The following is an 18,908-nucleotide window of genomic DNA, read 5'->3' on the forward strand; positions in this document are numbered from 1 at the left end:
GTAATAATGAGGTTTTTCTTTAAAAATTTGCTTTGATTTTTTGTTACAATTTCTGTCGATCTTAAAAAGTTTAGATAAAATAATGTTTTTGTTGAATGGTATTATGTAACAAATTTAAAGCCTACCAGCTGAGAGGAGTTTATGCCTCAGCTGGTAGATTATAAAGTTAGGAAGAAGTTTTTCCTGAGAGATTAAGTATTGCTTGAGACAATTCATTTATTGCTTTTGTAAGATTTTCAAGTCTTGTTTCTATTCTTATAAGAAGGATCAAGGAAACCACAATGGGAAATCCTAAATTACTTATAAGTTGAGTGATGTCAGTCATTTTTACACCTCCATATGGATATACTTTTTTAATTTATCGATCTTTACATAAGAAAATCCAAGTTTTTGCGCCATTTCGTAGGCTTTTTCAATATCATTGCAGGTTATATCACATGCCATTCCTTTCATATGTTTTGAATTTGGAACTCCTCTAACTTCCTTGTTATGCTTCTCACATCTATATCCGCTAGTAATTTTTATTTTTAGCCCACTGGCAATTAATTTTTCCAAATTTTCCAAAAGAGTGGGATGAAGCATTACTTTATTACAACATGGACATTCAAAATCCTTCAAATAAAAGTTTTTGGATACTTTTATCTCATTTATCCTAAGCATTTTTATCCTCCCTATGTTCCATGCTTAAAATAATCTTTGATATGAGAAGGGGAAGAAATTGCTTTTCTAAAAAAGTAGGAAAGCATTCTGGACATATTGGATTTTCGTCTATGAAAAATATGAAATTTTTCTTTTTACCACAGATTTTACAAGTGTAGGCAGGAAAAGCTTGGTAGAGGAAACTAAATTTGAATTGTACCTTTTTAATAATGCTCTCTAACATGGTTTTTCCTCCCTTTTAATGGGGCGGATTCTCTCCGCCCCAAGTTTTATTTTTTATTAGTCATAATAATCACTTATATTGGTCTCTATTACTCTTGCATCAACTTTTTCTACCAAGTCTCCTGATCTTCCTTGGAATATATTTTGGCTTATAATAATATCCATAGCATTTAATATTTCTTGCTCCGTTATATTGTCCTTAGGTTCTGGAACTCTTATAGTAAAATTGCTTCCACCGCTGTCTTTAAAGATCATTCTTATGTATCTTCTTGAACTATAGGTTGCCATTTTTTCACCTCCTTTTAGGTTAATCTTTTAAAGAATTAGGCTTCTATAATCTCTTCGTCATTGGTTCTTACTACTTTTACTACAGGATACTTTTGTAAACTTCCTAAAACTTGAGCAACAGTATATACTGCTTCATCAGTAGCATCGGGCTTTATATTGTTAAAACTTCTGTTTCTTAATACTGGATTTCCAGATTGAACCCCAATCTGCACTCTTAAGATGAGACGAGAATTGTAAGGTAAAGATTGTACTGGCATTTTTTTCACCTCCTTTCTTTTTGATCTCCAATAAATAAATCCATGGGGTGGGTGACAAAAAGGAAAATTTTTATGTGATATAATGAGGTTAAAAATTTTAGGGGGGTAGAAAAGATGAAATATAAGCTTTTTATTTTAATTTTTTTGATTTTTATTATTACCACTGTTTTTTCCCAAACTTCTCTTGTGGTTTATCAACAAAATATAGGTGTTTTTTCTTTTGATAAAGAAGTGGAGTTAAAAAAGGGATTAAACTTTGTTTCTCTTGAAGAAGTTGGAGGTAGCGTCTCTTATAATAATTTATTTGTTCTTTCCACTTTTGGAAATACTATAAGAGAGATTGTTTATCCCTCCTTAGGGGTTTGGATTGAAGCAAAAGAGGACACTAAAGACATTTTAAAAATTTATATTATAGTTCCCAATATTAAGTGGAGCTCCAATCATATGTTTTTGATTGATGGAAATAAGATAAGATTTTTTACCGAGGTAATTATACAAAATTCATCAGATATGAACTTTCAAAAGGTTAAAATGGCTCTTCTTTTAGGAAGTTTAAGTATGGAAAGAGATTCGTATGGTGTTTCAAAAATGTCTCCTCTTTTAGCTGAAGCTACACCTTCGTTACCAGAGGTAGAATCTATTGAGGGTTATAAACTTTTTGAGATTCCTGGTGAGTGGAGTATATCTCGGGGTGCTATAAAGCTAATTCCTCTTATTGATACGGTAGTAGAGGACCCTATTAAAAGATATGTGTTAGGATATATGGGGAATATGAAAAATGTCTATATCCTCTGGAATATTGAGAATAAAAAAGAAAAAGGGCTTGGAATTCCAATTCCCTCAGGAAAAGTGAATATTTTTACTATGGAAAATGGCAGAGTTGTCTTCTTAGGTAGCGCCAATATTTCTGATGTATCGGAGGGAGAAAAGATAGAGGTTGTTCAGGGACAGGATTTTGATCTTACTTCTGAAAGAAGGATCCTTGAGGAGAAAAAGAGGATAGAGGGTAAATATGAAATTACTGAAAGATCTGTTTCTATCATTATAAAAAATGCTAAGAAGGAAAAAGTTTTAGTAGAGGTTTGGGAGTATATTTCAGGAGACGAGATAGAAATAAAGAGTAGTAATTTTAGATATGAGAAGATAGATAAAAACAATTTTAGGTTTTATGTAGAAGTGGAACCAGGTAAAAGTGCAGTTTTAAATTATACATGTAGTATTAGAAATTTGCGATAAAGCGATGTTCATTTTTTCCTAATCATGAGTTATAATTTTTCTCATGAAAAGGAGGCGATTTTTTAGCTTAAGAAGTTTATGGCAAACCATAAGCTTAATTGTTGTTAATTCCTATTTTTTAGCGCCTTGGGGCAAGTATATTCCTGTGCCAGTTTTTAATTGTTATTCTTGTCCTTTGGCAAATTTTGCATGTCCTATTGGTACTTTGCAGCATTTTATTGTTCTTCATAAATTTCCCTTTTTTACCTTAGGAGTTTTATTTCTTGCTGGCATTCTTTTAGGAAGATTTTTCTGTGGATGGATATGTCCTTTTGGATTTATTCAGGATCTTCTTTATAAAATTCCCACAAAAAAGCTTGCAATTGAGAATAAATTTGCTACTTTTATAAGATGGAGCATTTTTATAATTTTAGTGATAATTATTCCCTATATAACCCTGGAGCCTTGGTTTTGTAAACTATGTCCTGCTGGAACCCTTGAGGCAGGTATTCCTCAAATACTTCTTCATCCTCCTTTAAGAAGTTTAATCGGATTTCTTTTTGGGATTAAAATCCTTATCCTCATAGGTTTTATTATCTCTAGTATATTTATCTCAAGACCTTTCTGCAGGTTTGTATGTCCTCTTGGAACGATTCTTTCTGTATTTAATAAGATTTCTTTTTATCATCTTGAGGTGAAACCAACCTGTCCGGAATGTAGCCTTTGTAAGCCTAAGTGTCCTATAAATATTGAAGTGTATAAGGATCCAAATTCTCCTCATTGTATAAGATGTCATGAGTGTTTCTCCTGTGGACAGGTTAAATTGAAAATTAGATAAAAGAAGGTGAGATTTTATGAGAATTACCTTTTATGGGGCTGCAGGGGAGGTTACTGGATCATGCTATCTTTTGGAAAATAATTTTAAATATCTTGTGGATTGTGGTATTTTTCAAGGGAGGTCAGAAAAAGAAAATGAAAATCCATTTTTATTTGACCCTACGGAAATAAAAGCAGTTATTCTAACTCATGCCCATTTGGATCACTCAGGAAGGATTCCTAAGCTAGTTAAAGAAGGCTTTAAAGGTAGAATTTATGCTACTTACCCTACTATAGAGCTTTGTGAGATTCTTTGGCTTGATACTGTAAAGTTAATGAAGGAAGAAACAGAAAGGATAAATAGGAAAAATTTAAGATCAGGAAAGCCTCTTGTAGAACCCCTTTATACCGAAAAGGAAGTAGAGATGGCAATGAAACTTTTTGAGCCAGTCCCCTATGATGAAATGGTAGATCTTTCTGATATAAAAATAAGGTTTAGAGATTCGGCTCACATATTGGGAGCTTCCTCTTTAGAGCTTTGGAGTAATGATACAAAAATTGTTTTTTCAGGAGATATAGGTCCTCAAAATAATGTAATGGAAGGACGGCCCTCTATTATTGAGGATGCTGATTATGTAGTTATAGAGTCTACCTATGGAGATAGATTGCACAAGACTTTAGAGGAGACTCGAGCAGAATTTGAAAAGGTAGTGCTTGATGCAATAAATTCTCAGGGTAAAATTCTTATACCATCCTTTGTGGTAGATAGGGCTCAAAGGGTTATGTATGAGCTTATGCTCCTTTCCTATAAATATCCTTTTTTTTCTAAAATTCCCATATTTTTTGACAGTCCTATGGGCAAGAAAGTTACAGCGGTTTATGAAAAGCATAGCAATCTTCTTTCAGGAGAAATACAAAAGTATTTTCTTGAAGGAATAAATCCCTTTGAACTAAAAAATTTAAGATATTTGACAACTCCTGATGAGTCAAAAAGTATAAATGAGCTTGATACAGGGATTATTATTGCAGGGTCTGGAATGTGTACTGGAGGAAGAATTTTGCACCATCTAAAACATAATTTGTGGAAGGAAAATACTCATGTCATATTTGTGGGCTATCAAGCACAAGGAACCTTAGGAAGAAGGATTGTGGATGGAGAAAAAGTGGTTCATGTGATGGGAGAAGAAATTACTGTTAGAGCAAAAATTCATACTATAAATGGTTTTTCTGCTCATGCCGATCAAAAGGATCTTATAAAGTGGACAGAATATTTTAAAAATGATCCTATATTTTTAATAGTTCATGGAGAACCTCAAGCCTCTCAAGCCTTAAGTCAGCTATTGCAATTAAAAGGGAGGAAAACCATTGTCCCATCTTATACCCAGAGTTTAGATCTGGAAAAGAAAGAGATTATAGCGCCTAAAGTTGCTCCTTCTTTTGATATAGAATCTTTACTTGATGAGCTTAGTTCTTATATAACTCAGCTTAAAGCTTCTCCTATTCTTCAAGATTTAGAGAATTATTCTTTATTAAAATCTGCTCTTCATCTTTTAAAAGAGGTAAGTGATAGGAGTAAAAATTTATGAGAAAAATTAGTAAACTAATTGCTTTTTTAGTCATCTTACTATTACTACTTTCTTCGATAAGATCAGATGTTAGGGGAGACTATGCTCTAATGGTTATAAGGGAGCTTTCTGGAGTAGAGTATAAAGGAAGGCAGGCAGGAACTTTTGAGAACTTAAGAGCTTTGAAGTTTATTGAGGGAGAATTGAAGAAGTTAGGTTTGAAAGATGTTTTTTATCAAGAATTTCCTGTAGAGGTTTTTTATTATGATGGAGCCCCTGAATTAGTTTTAAAGGGTAAGGGAAAAGTTTTGAAAAAGTATATTTATAGAAAAGATTTTAGGGATAGATTTTCAGGAAGCTACGACTTAGAGGCAGAGATAAAGAATAATTTAAAGGATATAAAAGGTACCTTTTATTTTGTTAAGGATAGATATGCAGACAAGTATATTCTTTTGGCTCATGCCTATGGAGCAAAGGGAGTAATTCTTGGACTTCCCGAGGATAGGGCTGAGATTATACTACAAAAGTCTATGTTTTTTCTTAAGGAAGATTTGCCTGTAATTTATATAACTCCTGAAGTTTTTGATGAGATATCAAATTATATGCATAGTGAAGGAAGACTTAAAGCTTATTATAGAATTAAGTATAAAAAAGAGATGGCAAAAGCATTTAATTTGTACTTTTTTATCCCTTCTTTGACAAAAACTGAAAAAACTATAGTTATCACTGCTCACGTGGATCATGTGGGGGAAGACTATGATGGTAGCTATTTTCCTGGGGCAAATGATAATGCATCGGGAGTTGGGGTACTTTTAGAGATAGCTAAGGAGATCTGGGAAAGAGGTAATTTTTCTCCCTATAATCTTTTATTTTTAGTAACCAATGGGGAGGAGAAAGGTCTTCTTGGCTCGGAGTATTTTGTAGATTATCCTCCTATTCCTATGGATAATATAGTGTTAAATATAAATTTTGATTGTGTAGGAAAAGGCGAAAATCTTATTATAAGTTATAATACTTATGCAAGTAAATTAGTAAGTAATCTTAGGTTTACTAACAATAATCTGTATTTCGTAAGGGAGTATTATCTTAATGAATCGGATCAATATGCCTTTCATTTGTATGAGAAGCCATTTTTATTTTTCATAGCCATAGATAAAAATGAAGATATTCCAGATCTTCATAAAAAAACCGACACTGTTGACAAAATTTCAAAAAATATGCTCTCTTTTACTATAAATACCTTTTTTGAGATTCTTGATATTCTGTCCCATAATTCTTTAAATTAGTTTTAAATTTTAAAAAGTAAAATTATAATAGGATAAAATAGTGAATAGGATATATGAGGAGAAATTTTGGGGATATAATATTTAAAATAATAGCTATTTTGTCAAGCTTGATCTTAATTGCGCTTGTAGTCTTTCTGTTTATAGAACTTCTTATCTATTCCTTTCCTAGTATTGAGAAATTTGGAATTAAATTTTTAATTGAGAAAGTATGGGATCCTGTGGCTGAAAAATACGGTGCCCTTCCCGCTATTTACGGAACCCTTGTTACTTCTTTCCTTGCTCTTTTGATTGCTTTTCCTTTGAGTATAGGAATTGCAATTTTTATCTCTGAGCTTTCTCCTCCTCTTTTGCAGAGACCTCTTTCTTTTATTATTGAACTTTTAGGGGCGATTCCAAGCCTTATATATGGAATGTGGGGACTTTTCTCTCTTGCCCCTTTGATTCAGCTTAAGGTTGGCCCTTTCTTGCAGAAGATTTTAGGATTTTTGCCCTTTTTTCAAGGTTATCCTATTGGAGTTGGATATTTAACTGCAAGTTTGGTTCTTTCTATAATGATAATTCCTACAATCTCTTCTCTTTCCAGGGAGATTTTAATGGCAGTTCCAAAGGATCAGAGAGAAGCAGGTTATGCCTTAGGAATGACAAAATGGGAAGTAATTTGGAGGGTAGTTCTTGGTAATGCAAGGTCAGGAGTTTTTGCAGCGGGGATATTAGGTCTTGGGAGGGCTCTTGGGGAAGCAGTAGCGGTTACAATGGTTATAGGTAATTTTTATGATATAGCTATATCTTTATTTTCTCCAGGAGTTACCATAACCAGTGTTATCATAAATGAATTTGCTGAAGCAACAGGAAAACTAAAGATTTCTGTTCTTATGGAACTTGCCCTCATACTCTTTTTGATTACTTTTTTAGTTATGGGTTTTGCTAGGTATTATATTCTTAAGAGGACTGAGAGAAGATGAGTTATAAAAAGAGAAAAGCTATAAACAAAATAATGTTATTTATAAGTATCTTAACCTTTTTTATAGGAGCTTTTTTTCTTTTTTGGATTCTTGGAGATATATTTTTGAAGGGTGTAAGGTATATTAACTTTAGAATGTTTTTGGAGCTTCCCAAACCACCTGGAGTTCCTGGAGGAGGAATCGGTAATGCCCTTTTAGGAACTTTTATTCTTACCTTACTTGCAAGTATTATTGGTATTCCTCTTGGAATAATGGTAGGAGTCTATGTAAATGAATATGGAGCGGGAAGACTTGCTTGGTGGACTAAATTTCTTGCGGAGGTTTTAACAAGCTTTCCTACCATTATTATTGGTGTTTTTGTGTATCTTGTAGTGGTAGTTCCTATGAAATCTTTCTCGGCTCTTGCTGGTGGAATAGCCTTATCAATCATTATGTTACCTATTGTTGCAAAAGCTGCCGACGAATCTATAAAAATGGTTCCAATATCTTTAAGGGAAGCTGCTTATGCTCTTGGTGTTCCTAAATGGAGAACTATTTTAAAGGTGGTAATTCCTTCTGCCTCAAGTGGAATTATTACAGGTATAATGATAGCTATAGCTAGGGCTATGGGCGAGACTGCACCTTTACTTTTCACTTCTCTTAATAATGTTTACTGGAGTGTAAGTTTAACAAAGCCTATAGGAAGTCTTACAGTGACTATTTTTAACTATGCCACATCTCCTTATGATGATTGGAGACATATGGCATATGCATCTGCTCTTGTTTTAGTATTTATTGTGTTAGTGTTAAATATTATTGCAAGGTTTTATGGAGGAAGGAAGAAATAGATTTAAGGGAGGAATAGAAGTTGGATAAAATAAGGGTTGAAAATCTCAATGCCTGGTTTGGAAATATGAGGGTTTTAAAGGATATTAGTCTTTCTATAAAAGAGAGACAAATTACTGCTATAATTGGACCCTCAGGATGTGGAAAGACTACCCTTTTGAGATGTTTTAATAGGCTTCATGAATTAAGTCCAGGGGCAAGGGTGGAGGGAAAAATATTTTTAGATGATCTAAACATATATAATAAAAATGTGGATCCTGTTATGGTGAGAAGAAGAATTGGAATGGTCTTTCAAAGACCTAATCTTTTTAATCATATGAACCTTTATGATAATGTGATTGCTGGATATATTCTTAATAATAAAAAATTGCCCAAGGAAGAATTGGATAAAATAGTAGAGGAGAGTTTAAAGCTGGCAGGAATTTGGGATGAGGTTAAAAACAGGCTTAAGGATTATCCTTCTGCCCTTTCTGGTGGTCAACAACAGAGAGTTTGTATTGCAAGAGCTCTTGCAGTAAAACCAGAGGTACTTCTTATGGATGAGCCTACATCAGCTCTTGATCCCATTTCTACTTACCGAATTGAGGAAACTATAAAGGAGTTAAAAGAACATATAACTATAATCATTGTTACTCACAATATGCAACAGGCAGCAAGAGTTTCTGATTATACTGCCTTTATGTATATGGGGGAGTTAATTGAAGTAGGTCCAACCCCTCAGATATTTACTAATCCTAAGCAGAAGCTGACTGAAGATTACATTACAGGAAAGTTTGGCTAATTATTCGTGGAGTTCTTTTAATTCTCCCGTCTCCATGTAATATATTCTTTCAGCTACGTTGGTTACGTGGTCGGCAACTCTTTCTAAGAATCTTGCAATCATAAGTAGTCTTATTTGCTGCGGGGCAGTTTCAGGAGCGTGTTCTATTTCTTCTACAATTTCGTCATAAATTTTATAATAAGTTCTATCTATGGCATCATCTTGCTCAACTACACTTATTATGAAGTTTACATCCCTATTTACAAAGGCTTCAAGGGAATCGCAAAGAATCTTTTCCACAAGCTCAAACATTTTTATTAAGGCTTCATTAATGGGAAGAGAAGGCATTTTTATGAGTTCTATGGTAAATTTCGCTATATCAACACAATAATCTCCCATTCTTTCAATATCACTTATGATCTTCATGGCAGCAGCAATTACTCTTAGATCATGAGCCATAGGCTGTTGAAGGGCAAGAAGCTTTAAACATTTATCCTCAATATCCCAATTATATTTATCTACTATATCATCCATTTCAATTACTTTCTTTGCTAATTCTTCATCTCTTTCTAAAAGCGCAGTTTTGCTATTTTCAAGCATTTGTTTTACCACATTCCCCATTTCTAATAATGAATTCTCTAACTTTTTAAGCTCTTCTATAAAACTCTGCCTTAGCAAAACTTTCCCTCCTTTTTTAAAGCATTTAAAAATTATAACAAAAAATTTTACCCCTAAGCAACAAGATGTAGATTGTTGACCCCTGTAATCAGTATTAAAAAAGGATGCCTTCTTGTGGAAGAATTTATTTAGCACAGATAACATCATAATTTACCTTCATAATCATAAATGGAACTTTATTGATGTCCAATTAAACTTTTGCAATTCCTATAGGAGGTAGAGCCTTACCTGTTCTCAACACATCTTTACTCCTTCCTATTGAGAGCTAATGAAATTCCTTACGAATAAGAAGATGTATTTCATCATAAGGTTAAAGGGGAAATTAATATTTCCACTAATATTTTTGTGAGAGGATATATTTCAGAGGAGAGATAAGCTGGGAGCTTTACAGAGAAAGGTCAGGTGGTATAATAAAAAATTAGGGACATTAGGAGGATAAAATATGGCGGGGATTCTTACTGGAAGAAGAATGGTTATTACAGGGGCATCAAGGGGTGTTGGTTTTGAAATATGTAAATTATTCCTTAAAGAGGGAGCAAGTATAATTGGTGTAGGAAAGGATGAGAAAAGGTTAAAAGAAGCAGAGAAATTTTTAAAAGAGATTGGAGATTTTGAAGGGGTAGTTGCTGATTTGGAGGATGAGAATTTTACATCAAAGATAGTAGAAAAGGTAGAAAAAAAGTGGAATGCTTTGGACATATTGTTTAACAATGCAGGAGTTATGCTATCTTATGGTGGATTTTTGGAGGAAAGTGATGAAATTTTTGAAAAAACTATGGGGGTCAACCTTTATGCTCCTTATAAACTTGTAAAGGCATTAATTCCCTTCTTACTTAAAGGGAAAGAGCCAAGGATTATTAATACAAGTTCTGGAGCTGGCACTTTTGATGATATAAGGAAAAAATATGACATTGCAAGTTATAGGTTAAGTAAGTTTGCCTTGAATGGTTTTACCGTTATTCTTGCTAATGAGCTTAAGGATAAAGTAGCGGTGAATGCTTTTGATCCAGGATGGGTAAAGACAGACTTAGGAGGACCGAATGCTCCTGGATTGCCTGAAGATTCTGCAAAGGGCGCTCTCGCTGTAGTGACTTTACCTTTTGAAATAACAGGAAAATTTTTTAAAGATGGCAAAGAGATAAACTTTTAATTTTGTAAATGTATTAAATTAAGTAGGGGAAGGGGATATTTTTTATGAAATTTCCTTTGGGGCAGGAAATTTATAAAAGGACACCAGTCTACCTTATAAACCTAAAAGAGCTTATATCCTGGTTTAGGCTTGAAAGGTTTAATGGTGTATTGGTAGAAGAAGTGTCAAATGTTAATACTCAAGTTCTTGTTTATGATGGCATAATTCCTAAGGCTTTTACGGAAAGAAATGGGGAGATATTGGCTGAAGATAGTAATGCAATAGAGATATTTGTAAATGATTATTTGGCAAGGAACGGATTTTTATCTCTCTTTTCTTATGATAAGGAATTAATACCTCCTTTATTAATTTTGTACTTTTCAACTCCTAATATTTTTCGTGAAGAAAGTTATCTATTTATTCCTGAAAGGTTAATTGAGGATAGTAAAAAAGAAAATAGCATTTCTCATATTTTGATTGAAAATTCTGAAGATAAAGTTCATTTTCTTTTTTATGATGGAAAGTTTAAAGGATATTATTCGGAAAAGGATGGAATTATTAAAGAGGATATAAGTTTTCTTTCTGAGTTGTTTAATAAAAGTGATTCTTTTATTAGTTTTTATCAAATATCTTGTGGGGAATTTCATAAGTTAAATATTCCTTCCTTAAAATTTTCTTTCATTGAAGAGGAAATAACCAAATGGGTAGAAAAACTTTTAGAGTATGTCAATTTTATTATGAGATATTATGAAAGTCATGGTATGTATATTAAGAATACTAATAAAATTTTGGATGGACTCAATATTTTATGTAGTTCATTAGTGTGTTTAGAGAACAAATTTGTTATTAAAAAAGAGATAATGGGAAGTTATGAGGAAGTTGAAGGAGAAATCGTGGAGGTTATAAGGAGAATAAATAGAGAGCTTTCAGATCTTTGGGGAGAGGAATTTGTACATCAAAAGTACATTCAGGGATATAAAAAGTTTATTGAGGAATATAAAAATGATAAGAAAATAATAGAACTTCTTGATAGAATAAATCCAGAAAATATTGAATTTTAGGGGGAGGGGAAGTATTATGAGTATGAGTTTAGAAAGAAGGATTTCCATTTTCTTTCTTATTCTTTTTATGGTTCCTTTTTTAATCTTTTTGTCTATAGAGGGTAAACTTTTAAAAAATGAATCTCTATATCCTCTCTTTTACCAGATAGCAGAAATCCTTTCCTTAATTATTGCTATTTATTATTTTTCAAAAATTGGGAGAGTATGGCGTGGATGGCTGGGTTGGCTTTTTGTTGTTTTAAGCTTGGTGCTGCTTTTTATTGCAGACTCCATATGGAATTTTTATGCCATATTTAAAGGGGAGGAAGCACCTTTTCCTGGAATATCTGATATTTTCTATATGCTTTTTTATGTATTTGCTTTTGTCTTTCTTATTTATTTTATAAGGCTTTTGAGGCTTGAGTTTGATGTTTCAGAGAAGTTTTTAATTCTTTTAATTTCTCTAATATTTCTTGTCCTTTTGGTGCAAGGTATTTTAATTCCCGTGTTAAGGTCTCAAGAAATGACAATTTTAAGTAAAATCTTAAATATATTTTATATTGTAGGAGATTTTATCCTCATAATTCTTGCCTTTATGTTAATAGTAAAACTTTGGGGTGGGAAGGTCGCAAAAAACTATTCTTACTTTATTCTTGCTGTTTCTTTGACTACCATTGCAGATATTTTATTTGTCTATATTTTTAGAGATTATGGAATCTCCAATTGGGCGGATATATTTTATCTTGCTTCTTTCTTACTTCTTGCTTATTCTATTGTAAGAGAGAGTTTGCTCCATATTTCTAAATGATTATTAAAAGAGGGGGATAAAATGAGAAAGATTTTAATAATTTTTTTAATGGTTTTGCTTTTCACCATCATTTATGCTCAGGAAGATGAGAAGGCAATTTCAGAAAAATTTATCTATCTTCTTGTAAGTGGTAGGTATGAAGAGGCAAGAGATTTTTTCGACCCTTCTGTAAAATCTATGATTTCTGTTGAAAAATTGGAAGAATTATGGAAATCCCTTGAAAAACAAGTGGGGGATTTTAGGAGCATATTAGGATATAGGACGGAAGGATCAGGAGTATATAGAATAGTTTTTGTTACTTGCGAGTTTAATCTTATGGATGTGGATATAAGGCTTGTTTTTGCTAATAAAAAAATAGTGGGTATGTTTTTCCAGCCTGCGCCTCCTCGCAAGTCCTATACTCCTCCATCTTATGTAGATGTTAATTCTTTTGTAGAAAAAGACATTAAGATTGGAAAAGAATTTTCTCTTCCTGGAAAACTGGTAATTCCGAAGGGAAAAGGTCCTTTTCCAGTAGTTATTTTAGTCCATGGGAGTGGACCCAATGATATGGATGAAACCATAGGGCCCAATAAGCCTTTTAGGGATATTGCTTGGGGACTTGGAACCTTAGGTATAGCAACCTTAAGGTATGATAAAAGAACAAAGATTTACCCAGAAAAATTTAGTGAATATAAAGATGGGTTTACAGTTTGGGAAGAGGTAATAGAGGATGTACTTTTTGTTATAGAATTTTTGAAAACTCAAGAAGAGATTGATAGTAACAAGATATTTATCTTGGGGCATAGTCTTGGAGGAATGCTTGCTCCAAGAATTGCAACTTACACCAAAGATGTGACAGGATTAATAATAATGGCAGGTCCTACAAGATCTCTTGAAGACTTAATTCTTGCTCAAACAGAGTATCTCTTTGGTATTGATGGAACTATTGATGAAAAAGAGAAGGCTCAACTTGAGATTATAAAAGGTGAAATTCAAAAAATCAAAGATCCAGATGTTTCTAAGAAATATCCACTAAGTTTTATGATTCTTGGAGCGCCTGTAAAATATTGGGCAGATCTTAAAAGTTATGATCCTGTTCTTACCCTTTCAAGCTTAGAGATTCCTGCATTAATTCTTCAGGGAGAAAGGGATTATCAAGTAACTTTAAAAGATTTTGAAGGGTGGAGCAAGCTTTCTCCTTTTGAGAGAATTACTTTAAAAACCTATCCTAAGCTAAATCATCTATTTATGGAAGGAGAGGAAAAAAGCATTCCTCAAGAGTATTATGTGGAAAGCCATATTCCTGAGTATGTGATAAAAGATATTGCCAATTGGATAAAATCATTTTAGGGGGAGGAAATTACTCCTCCCCTTTATGCCTTTCTTATCCATACCTGCATAGGACCCTGTTCTCTATTTGCCCATGCATAATAGGGTATTAAGGTAAATTCTACCTCAATTCTTTTTGAGTTAAGGACCTTTTTAGGTAGGTATAAATTCTTTTTCCACAGATCCTTCTCAGGAATATATCCTTTTCCTTTTATAGTTACGACTCCTTTAAGTATTTCCGAATATATTGGGACGAGGTCTTTTTCTATATCTACTTCTAAATCACATATAGGGAAATTGTTATCTATTTGCTCTATGCAATAAACAATAGGGCCTCTTTTTACCGCAATTTTTCCAATATTGTCTTTTACTTTTGGATTAGAAACTATAATTTCTGGCTTCATATCTAAACTTATTCTTATATTATCTCCTTTTTTCCAATCCCTTTCTATCTTTGCATAACCATTTACTATTTGTGGTTCTTCATCTTTATGGTTTACAAATATGGAATATCCTTTTGCCCAACCAGGGACTCTTAAAAAGAGTGAGAAGTGAGCATCACTATTTATTGTTATATCAATCTCTCCATCCCATGGATAATTGGTTTTTACTTCCATTTCTATAATACTGTTATTCCATTCAATTTTGGCTTTATTGGGTGTATATAAATGAAGCCATATACCTTCATAAGATTTTGTGTACACATATCCTGGAAGGCTTGCAATAAGCCTTGCAATGTTAGGAGGACAACAGGCACAGGCAAACCATTTTTGTCTTCTATGCTTTCCATTATCAGCAAGAGGATTTACATAAAAGTAATGCATACCGTCCAAGGAGATTCCTGAAAGTAATCCATTGTAAAGGGTTTGTTCCATGATATCTGCAAATCTACCTTCGGGTATGGCAAAGAGCATTCGGTAGTTCCACATGAAGCTTGCAATGGCTGCACAGGTCTCTGCATAAGCTGTTTCATTGGGAAGCTCATACTCTTCTCCAAAGGATTCTCCTTCGTATCTTGCTCCAGCACCTCCTGTGATATACATCTTTCTTTCAGTAAAGTTTCTCCAAAGTCTCTCTAAGGCGTTTAGTATGGAGATATCACCAATCTCTAAGTAGAGATCTGTAGCTCCACAGTTTAAGTAAAGGGATCTTACTGCATGACCTACTATCTCATCCAAATCTCTAAAAGGCTTATGATCTATGTGATATAAATCTCCTCCGACAAGACCTTTTCCTCTTTCATCTATAAAGAATTTTGCTAAATTTAAGTACCTATAGTCTCTTGTTTCTCGGAAAAGTTCCACAAGTGCCATCTCAATTTCAGGATGTCCACTAGTACCTTCTCTTTTCCCAGGACCAAAAACCGAGTCAATATGATCTGCAAACTTTATTGCTACTTCAAGTAGATTGGTTTTCCCTGTTGCTCGGTGATGGGCTACAGCTGCTTGAATAAGATGTCCTGCGCAGTATAACTCGTGCATATCCTTAAGGTTTGTCCATCTTTCCTTTTTTCTTTCAAAGGTAAAATAGGTGTCTAAATATCCATCCTCATCTTGAGCCAATTTAATCTCTTCAATTACCTGATCCAATAGTTTGTCTAAGTCGTCGTCCCATTCCCATATTAAAGTATAGGATACTGCTTCAATCCATTTATAAACATCAGTATCGTTAAAGAAAAACCCAAAATAATCTCCTTGGGTTTTCCCTGCAGCTCTTCTAAAATTAAAAAGCCTTTGAGTCTGCTCCAAAAGTTCGTATTGGGTTGGTATGGTGATTTCTTTTATGGTTCTTAATCTTTCTGCAAGAAGCCCATCGGTAAAGCTTACTTCTGATATGGCTACAGGGAGTAGCTTTGAATAGGGACTATTTGTGGTATTTATAATGAAAGTATCGGGCATAGTTTTACCTCCTTATCTTATTAACGATACCTTTTTTCAATCTCTTCTTGCCAGATTTTGTAAAACCTATCAATTAATAAACTGATTTTGTTTAGATCTTTATTTTTTATAGCTTCAAATAACTCTCGATGATAAGAATAAGTTTTTTCTGCGAATACTGGATTCTCTTGTGGATCAATCCATGAAAGATAAATATTTTTTAAGCCATCTAAAAAACTAAACAGGAATTTATTATTAGAAAATTGGTAAATTGTACTATAGTAATTCCAAATTTCTTCTAAGCCTGAATCCCCTCTTCTTATTGCTTCTTCAAGAGTTGTTAATAACTTTTCCAGTCTACTAAGTTTTTCTGGATCGATATTTTTTAATGTTTCCTCAATTGCTAATTTTTCTAAAACTTTTCTTACTTTTAATGTCTCTAATAATCTCTCTTTTTCTTGTAAATCAATATGCAAGACTAAATAAGAAAAATCTGGCCCTAAGGGATTTTTAATGAATATTCCACTCCCTGGCTTTACTTCTATTAAATTTAGCCCCTCCATTACTCTTATGGCCTCTCTGAGTAGAGGCCTGCTAACTTTAAGGGCTTTTGAGAGATCTCTCTCTGAGGGCAGTCTATCTCCAACCTTTAAATTTTGAGAGTTTACATATTCCATAATGGCTTTTATTATACTTTCTGTGAGCTTTGTTCTTGTTACAGGCTTCATTTTAAACCTCCTTTAAATGTTTTCTTACTTGATGTCTGAGAATATTCTGCTTCTGGAATAAGTGTGAATTCTACTGTGCATACTTTATAACTACAACTTCTGCTGATGGACTTACAAAAACTAAACTAACAATGAGAATCAAAAGAATTAATAATACTCTTTTCATCTTTGATCCCCCTTCCTAAAAGTTTACTAAAAAGGAAATTTTTAATTTCACCTCCTTATTGGTAAAGTGGTCATACCACTTTAGGTTTAAATATACCTTAAAAAATTTTTTTTGTCAAGAAAAGGAATAAAGAGAATATTTAGGAATGTGAACTTCTCACAGAGCTAAAAAGGGGCAGTTTCAAAACGTATTGCAGAATACAAGTATTTTAGTTAGAGAAGGGCATTTAAGCCCTTCTCTTTTTGTTTTACCCCTCAAGGATTAAAACCTCTCTTGGGTGAATATCAATTAAGCCTTCAAATTCTTTTCCTGAAAGTAAATCTTTTCTCTTAGAACCTATATTTATAGTTTTTATTTCTTCCGTGTGGTTTAGTACAAAGGTAAAAGTTTTTCCATCTTTTACCCTTTGAGTTATTTCTAATCCATATGGAACATCTTTTAAGATAGGCTCTATATTATGTGTTTTTGATAAATATTTTACAAATTCTTTCAAAAAATCCTTCGATGGGAATGTGCCAATATAGTACGCATATCCTTCCCCATATTTGTTTACCGTTATACACGGATATCCTTGATAATAATCTTTACTGTAAACTCCAATGGCTTTAGCATTATTACTTTCCAAGTGAATTACGTCAAATACTAAATTGCATTCATACTTTTCTTTTGAAAATTCTTTTTTGAACTCATCTTGTATTATAATTTCATTTTTCATTTCAGGAGGAAGGGCATCAAATTCTTCTACCCAAATTCCAAGAACATCTCTTAAAGGCTTAGGATATCCACCAAGATAAACTAAATCATTTTCATTTACAAGTCCACTTAAGGTTGTGGTTATAAAAATTCCACCTTTTCTAACATAATTCTTTATTTTTTCTGCCCATTCTTCTTTTACCATATATAAAAGAGGAGCAACAATTAATTTATATTTTTCAAAGTTGTCTTCTACTCCTATCACATCCACCCCTAAGGTATTTTCAAAGATGGCTCTAAAATATTTTTCAACTCCTTCTACATAATTTATGGCAGTACTTGGACCTTGAGAATTTTCAAGAGCCCACCAATTTTCCCAATCAAAAACTACCGCTGTTTGAGATTTTACTCTACTTCCAAGGATAGTATCTCCTAATTTTTTAAGTTCTTCCCCTAATTCTTTTACTTCTTTAAAAACCCTTGTATTTTCGTGTCCTGCATGAGATATTACCGCACCATGGAATTTTTCTGGTCCACCCCTTGATTGTCTTAACTGAAAGAACATTACAGTATCTGCTCCTTGTGCTATGGCCTGATAGCTCTGAAGCCTCATTACTTTTGGCCTTTTTATATAGCAGTAAGGTTGCCAGTTAGTTTGGCTTGGGGTTTGTTCCATAAGCATAAAGGGTTCACCTTGCTTTAATCCCCTCATAAGGGAGTGCCTAAAGGCGATGTTTACGTAATCATCGGTAAGGTATGGATAACTATCCCAGGAAACTACATCCATATGTTTTGCCCATTCAAAGTAATTAAGGGGTTTAAAGGCACCCATAAGATTTGTGGTTACAGGTATATTAGGGTTATATTTTTTGATGATATTGTATTCGTTGAGATAACATTCTAAGATACTTTCCGACATAAAGCGATAATAATCAAGAACCATTCCTTGGGCTACTGTGGATAATTTTCCTGTCCACCAATGATGAAACATTACGCTTCTTAGAGTAGGTGCATTAATCTCATTCCAATCATAAAAGGTCTGACTCCAGAAGGTAGTGTACCATCTTTTGTTAAGTTCTTCTAAGGTTCCATATTTCTTTTTTAGCCAATCTCTAAATTCCTTCACACAATTTTCACAGAAACAATAAGTCCCATATTCGTTAGCTATATGCCATGCTACTATTCCTGGATGGTTAGCATATCTTTCGGCAAGTTTTTCTACAAGTTTTCCTGCAAAATACCTATATATTTTGCTGTTAGGACAAAAATTTACTCTTCCTCCATGTTCTCTCTTATGCCCGTTAATGTCCACAGGAAGAATTTCAGGATATTTTACCGACATCCAATGGGGTTGAGAAGCTGTTGAAGTTGCAAGACATATATGAATACCATTTTCCCATAAATTGTTTATGATTTCGTCAAGCATAGAGAAGTCATATATATCTTCTGATGGTTGTAAAAGTGCCCAGGAGAAAACGTTCACTGTGGCAATATTTATGTTTGCAAGCTTAAAAAGTCTTACATCTTCTTTCCATACTTCTTTGTCCCATTGCTCAGGATTGTAGTCTCCACCATACCAAATGTAGGGCAGTTTCGGATTTATCATAAAAAATACCTCCTCG

The 18,908-nt window shown here is 33.3% G+C and carries 20 protein-coding genes; 11 read left to right on the plus strand and 9 right to left on the minus strand.

The window, feature by feature from the left end:
- Positions 1–166: 166 nt before the first annotated feature.
- From ACP5QL_RS06490 to ACP5QL_RS06510, 5 genes are read right to left on the minus strand one after another with little or no spacing between them, the layout of a single operon-like run.
- Complete coding sequence (locus tag ACP5QL_RS06490; protein ID WP_012582851.1) at positions 167–325, minus strand: YvrJ family protein; 159 nt, start codon at positions 323–325, stop codon at positions 167–169.
- A 2-nt stretch (positions 326–327) separates the two neighbouring features.
- The gene (locus tag ACP5QL_RS06495; RefSeq protein ID WP_272996270.1) at positions 328–660 is read right to left on the minus strand and encodes a YcbK family protein; all 333 of its coding nucleotides are present in this window, start codon (positions 658–660) and stop codon (positions 328–330) included.
- Entirely contained in the window at positions 653–883 is a 231-nt protein-coding gene (locus ACP5QL_RS06500) for a hypothetical protein (protein ID WP_012582853.1), read from the minus strand. The genes ACP5QL_RS06495 and ACP5QL_RS06500 overlap by 8 nt, the downstream gene beginning before the upstream one ends.
- A 56-nt stretch (positions 884–939) precedes the next feature.
- Entirely contained in the window at positions 940–1,170 is a 231-nt protein-coding gene (locus ACP5QL_RS06505; RefSeq protein WP_012582854.1) for a DUF2922 domain-containing protein, read from the minus strand.
- A 35-nt stretch (positions 1,171–1,205) separates the two neighbouring features.
- Complete coding sequence (locus tag ACP5QL_RS06510) at positions 1,206–1,427, minus strand: DUF1659 domain-containing protein (RefSeq protein ID WP_012582855.1); 222 nt, start codon at positions 1,425–1,427, stop codon at positions 1,206–1,208.
- A 114-nt stretch (positions 1,428–1,541) separates the two neighbouring features.
- Between ACP5QL_RS06510 and ACP5QL_RS06515 the strand changes: the two genes are divergently transcribed.
- The 7 genes from ACP5QL_RS06515 to pstB are packed head-to-tail and all read left to right on the plus strand — an operon-like array spanning position 1,542 to position 8,877.
- Positions 1,542–2,663, plus strand: coding sequence for a hypothetical protein (locus tag ACP5QL_RS06515; RefSeq protein ID WP_012582856.1), 1,122 nt, complete (start codon positions 1,542–1,544; stop codon positions 2,661–2,663).
- A gap of 43 nt (positions 2,664–2,706) precedes the next feature.
- Positions 2,707–3,480 carry a 4Fe-4S binding protein gene (locus ACP5QL_RS06520; RefSeq protein ID WP_012582857.1) on the plus strand — a complete coding sequence of 258 codons (774 nt, stop codon included), beginning with the start codon at positions 2,707–2,709 and terminating at the stop codon, positions 3,478–3,480.
- A 16-nt stretch (positions 3,481–3,496) separates the two neighbouring features.
- Positions 3,497–5,044: an MBL fold metallo-hydrolase RNA specificity domain-containing protein gene (locus ACP5QL_RS06525; protein WP_012582858.1), complete on the plus strand. Its 1,548-nt coding sequence runs from the start codon at positions 3,497–3,499 to the stop codon at positions 5,042–5,044.
- Positions 5,041–6,309: a M28 family metallopeptidase gene (locus tag ACP5QL_RS06530; RefSeq protein ID WP_273334508.1), complete on the plus strand. Its 1,269-nt coding sequence runs from the start codon at positions 5,041–5,043 to the stop codon at positions 6,307–6,309. Before ACP5QL_RS06525 ends, ACP5QL_RS06530 begins: the two co-directional genes overlap by 4 nt.
- Positions 6,310–6,362: 53 nt before the next feature.
- Positions 6,363–7,271, plus strand: a complete 909-nt coding sequence (pstC, locus tag ACP5QL_RS06535; RefSeq protein ID WP_012582860.1) for a phosphate ABC transporter permease subunit PstC — start codon at positions 6,363–6,365, stop codon at positions 7,269–7,271.
- Positions 7,268–8,098: a phosphate ABC transporter permease PstA gene (pstA, locus tag ACP5QL_RS06540; protein ID WP_012582861.1), complete on the plus strand. Its 831-nt coding sequence runs from the start codon at positions 7,268–7,270 to the stop codon at positions 8,096–8,098. Before pstC ends, pstA begins: the two co-directional genes overlap by 4 nt.
- Before the next feature lie 20 nt (positions 8,099–8,118).
- A complete protein-coding gene (gene pstB / locus ACP5QL_RS06545) occupies positions 8,119–8,877 on the plus strand; it encodes a phosphate ABC transporter ATP-binding protein PstB (protein WP_012582862.1) in 759 nt (252 codons plus the stop codon).
- Here the strand turns inward: pstB and phoU are convergent, their stop codons facing one another.
- A complete protein-coding gene (phoU, locus tag ACP5QL_RS06550; RefSeq protein WP_012582863.1) occupies positions 8,878–9,534 on the minus strand; it encodes a phosphate signaling complex protein PhoU in 657 nt (218 codons plus the stop codon).
- Between the two features lie 442 nt (positions 9,535–9,976).
- On the opposite strand from phoU, the gene ACP5QL_RS06555 reads away from it, so the two are divergent.
- From ACP5QL_RS06555 to ACP5QL_RS06570, 4 genes are read left to right on the plus strand one after another with little or no spacing between them, the layout of a single operon-like run.
- Positions 9,977–10,684: an SDR family NAD(P)-dependent oxidoreductase gene (locus ACP5QL_RS06555; RefSeq protein ID WP_012582876.1), complete on the plus strand. Its 708-nt coding sequence runs from the start codon at positions 9,977–9,979 to the stop codon at positions 10,682–10,684.
- Positions 10,685–10,728: 44 nt separating this feature from the next.
- Positions 10,729–11,724 (plus strand): hypothetical protein, encoded by a 996-nt coding sequence (locus ACP5QL_RS06560; RefSeq protein WP_428126270.1) that lies wholly within the window; start codon positions 10,729–10,731, stop codon positions 11,722–11,724.
- A 16-nt stretch (positions 11,725–11,740) separates the two neighbouring features.
- Positions 11,741–12,511, plus strand: coding sequence for a hypothetical protein (locus tag ACP5QL_RS06565; protein ID WP_012582878.1), 771 nt, complete (start codon positions 11,741–11,743; stop codon positions 12,509–12,511).
- Between the two features lie 21 nt (positions 12,512–12,532).
- Positions 12,533–13,843 (plus strand): DUF3887 domain-containing protein, encoded by a 1,311-nt coding sequence (locus ACP5QL_RS06570; protein ID WP_012582879.1) that lies wholly within the window; start codon positions 12,533–12,535, stop codon positions 13,841–13,843.
- A 23-nt stretch (positions 13,844–13,866) separates the two neighbouring features.
- On the opposite strand, the gene ACP5QL_RS06575 is transcribed toward ACP5QL_RS06570, so the two are convergent.
- From ACP5QL_RS06575 to ACP5QL_RS06585, 3 genes are all read right to left on the minus strand, one after another.
- Positions 13,867–15,720, minus strand: a complete 1,854-nt coding sequence (locus ACP5QL_RS06575) for a glycoside hydrolase family 127 protein (protein WP_428126275.1) — start codon at positions 15,718–15,720, stop codon at positions 13,867–13,869.
- Between the two features lie 20 nt (positions 15,721–15,740).
- Positions 15,741–16,427: a FadR/GntR family transcriptional regulator gene (locus tag ACP5QL_RS06580; protein ID WP_012582881.1), complete on the minus strand. Its 687-nt coding sequence runs from the start codon at positions 16,425–16,427 to the stop codon at positions 15,741–15,743.
- A gap of 413 nt (positions 16,428–16,840) precedes the next feature.
- Entirely contained in the window at positions 16,841–18,892 is a 2,052-nt protein-coding gene (locus ACP5QL_RS06585) for a beta-galactosidase (RefSeq protein WP_272996384.1), read from the minus strand.
- Positions 18,893–18,908 lie beyond the last annotated feature (16 nt).

The organism is Dictyoglomus sp. (assembly GCF_049968615.1).
Classification (GTDB): domain Bacteria; phylum Dictyoglomota; class Dictyoglomia; order Dictyoglomales; family Dictyoglomaceae; genus Dictyoglomus; species Dictyoglomus turgidum.

Bases quoted from the DNA above. Each gene is read 5' to 3' on its own strand.
- ACP5QL_RS06490 (WP_012582851.1), bottom strand. From the start codon at position 325: ATGACTGACATCACTCAACTTATAAGTAATTTAGGATTTCCCATTGTG.
- ACP5QL_RS06495 (WP_272996270.1), bottom strand. From the start codon at position 660: ATGCTTAGGATAAATGAGATAAAAGTATCCAAAAACTTTTATTTGAAG.
- ACP5QL_RS06500 (WP_012582853.1), bottom strand. From the start codon at position 883: ATGTTAGAGAGCATTATTAAAAAGGTACAATTCAAATTTAGTTTCCTC.
- ACP5QL_RS06505 (WP_012582854.1), bottom strand. From the start codon at position 1,170: ATGGCAACCTATAGTTCAAGAAGATACATAAGAATGATCTTTAAAGAC.
- ACP5QL_RS06510 (WP_012582855.1), bottom strand. From the start codon at position 1,427: ATGCCAGTACAATCTTTACCTTACAATTCTCGTCTCATCTTAAGAGTG.
- ACP5QL_RS06515 (WP_012582856.1), top strand. From the start codon at position 1,542: ATGAAATATAAGCTTTTTATTTTAATTTTTTTGATTTTTATTATTACC.
- ACP5QL_RS06520 (WP_012582857.1), top strand. From the start codon at position 2,707: ATGAAAAGGAGGCGATTTTTTAGCTTAAGAAGTTTATGGCAAACCATA.
- ACP5QL_RS06525 (WP_012582858.1), top strand. From the start codon at position 3,497: ATGAGAATTACCTTTTATGGGGCTGCAGGGGAGGTTACTGGATCATGC.
- ACP5QL_RS06530 (WP_273334508.1), top strand. From the start codon at position 5,041: ATGAGAAAAATTAGTAAACTAATTGCTTTTTTAGTCATCTTACTATTA.
- pstC (WP_012582860.1), top strand. From the start codon at position 6,363: ATGAGGAGAAATTTTGGGGATATAATATTTAAAATAATAGCTATTTTG.
- pstA (WP_012582861.1), top strand. From the start codon at position 7,268: ATGAGTTATAAAAAGAGAAAAGCTATAAACAAAATAATGTTATTTATA.
- ACP5QL_RS06555 (WP_012582876.1), top strand. From the start codon at position 9,977: ATGGCGGGGATTCTTACTGGAAGAAGAATGGTTATTACAGGGGCATCA.
- ACP5QL_RS06560 (WP_428126270.1), top strand. From the start codon at position 10,729: ATGAAATTTCCTTTGGGGCAGGAAATTTATAAAAGGACACCAGTCTAC.
- ACP5QL_RS06565 (WP_012582878.1), top strand. From the start codon at position 11,741: ATGAGTATGAGTTTAGAAAGAAGGATTTCCATTTTCTTTCTTATTCTT.
- ACP5QL_RS06570 (WP_012582879.1), top strand. From the start codon at position 12,533: ATGAGAAAGATTTTAATAATTTTTTTAATGGTTTTGCTTTTCACCATC.
- ACP5QL_RS06575 (WP_428126275.1), bottom strand. From the start codon at position 15,720: ATGCCCGATACTTTCATTATAAATACCACAAATAGTCCCTATTCAAAG.
- ACP5QL_RS06580 (WP_012582881.1), bottom strand. From the start codon at position 16,427: ATGAAGCCTGTAACAAGAACAAAGCTCACAGAAAGTATAATAAAAGCC.
- ACP5QL_RS06585 (WP_272996384.1), bottom strand. From the start codon at position 18,892: ATGATAAATCCGAAACTGCCCTACATTTGGTATGGTGGAGACTACAAT.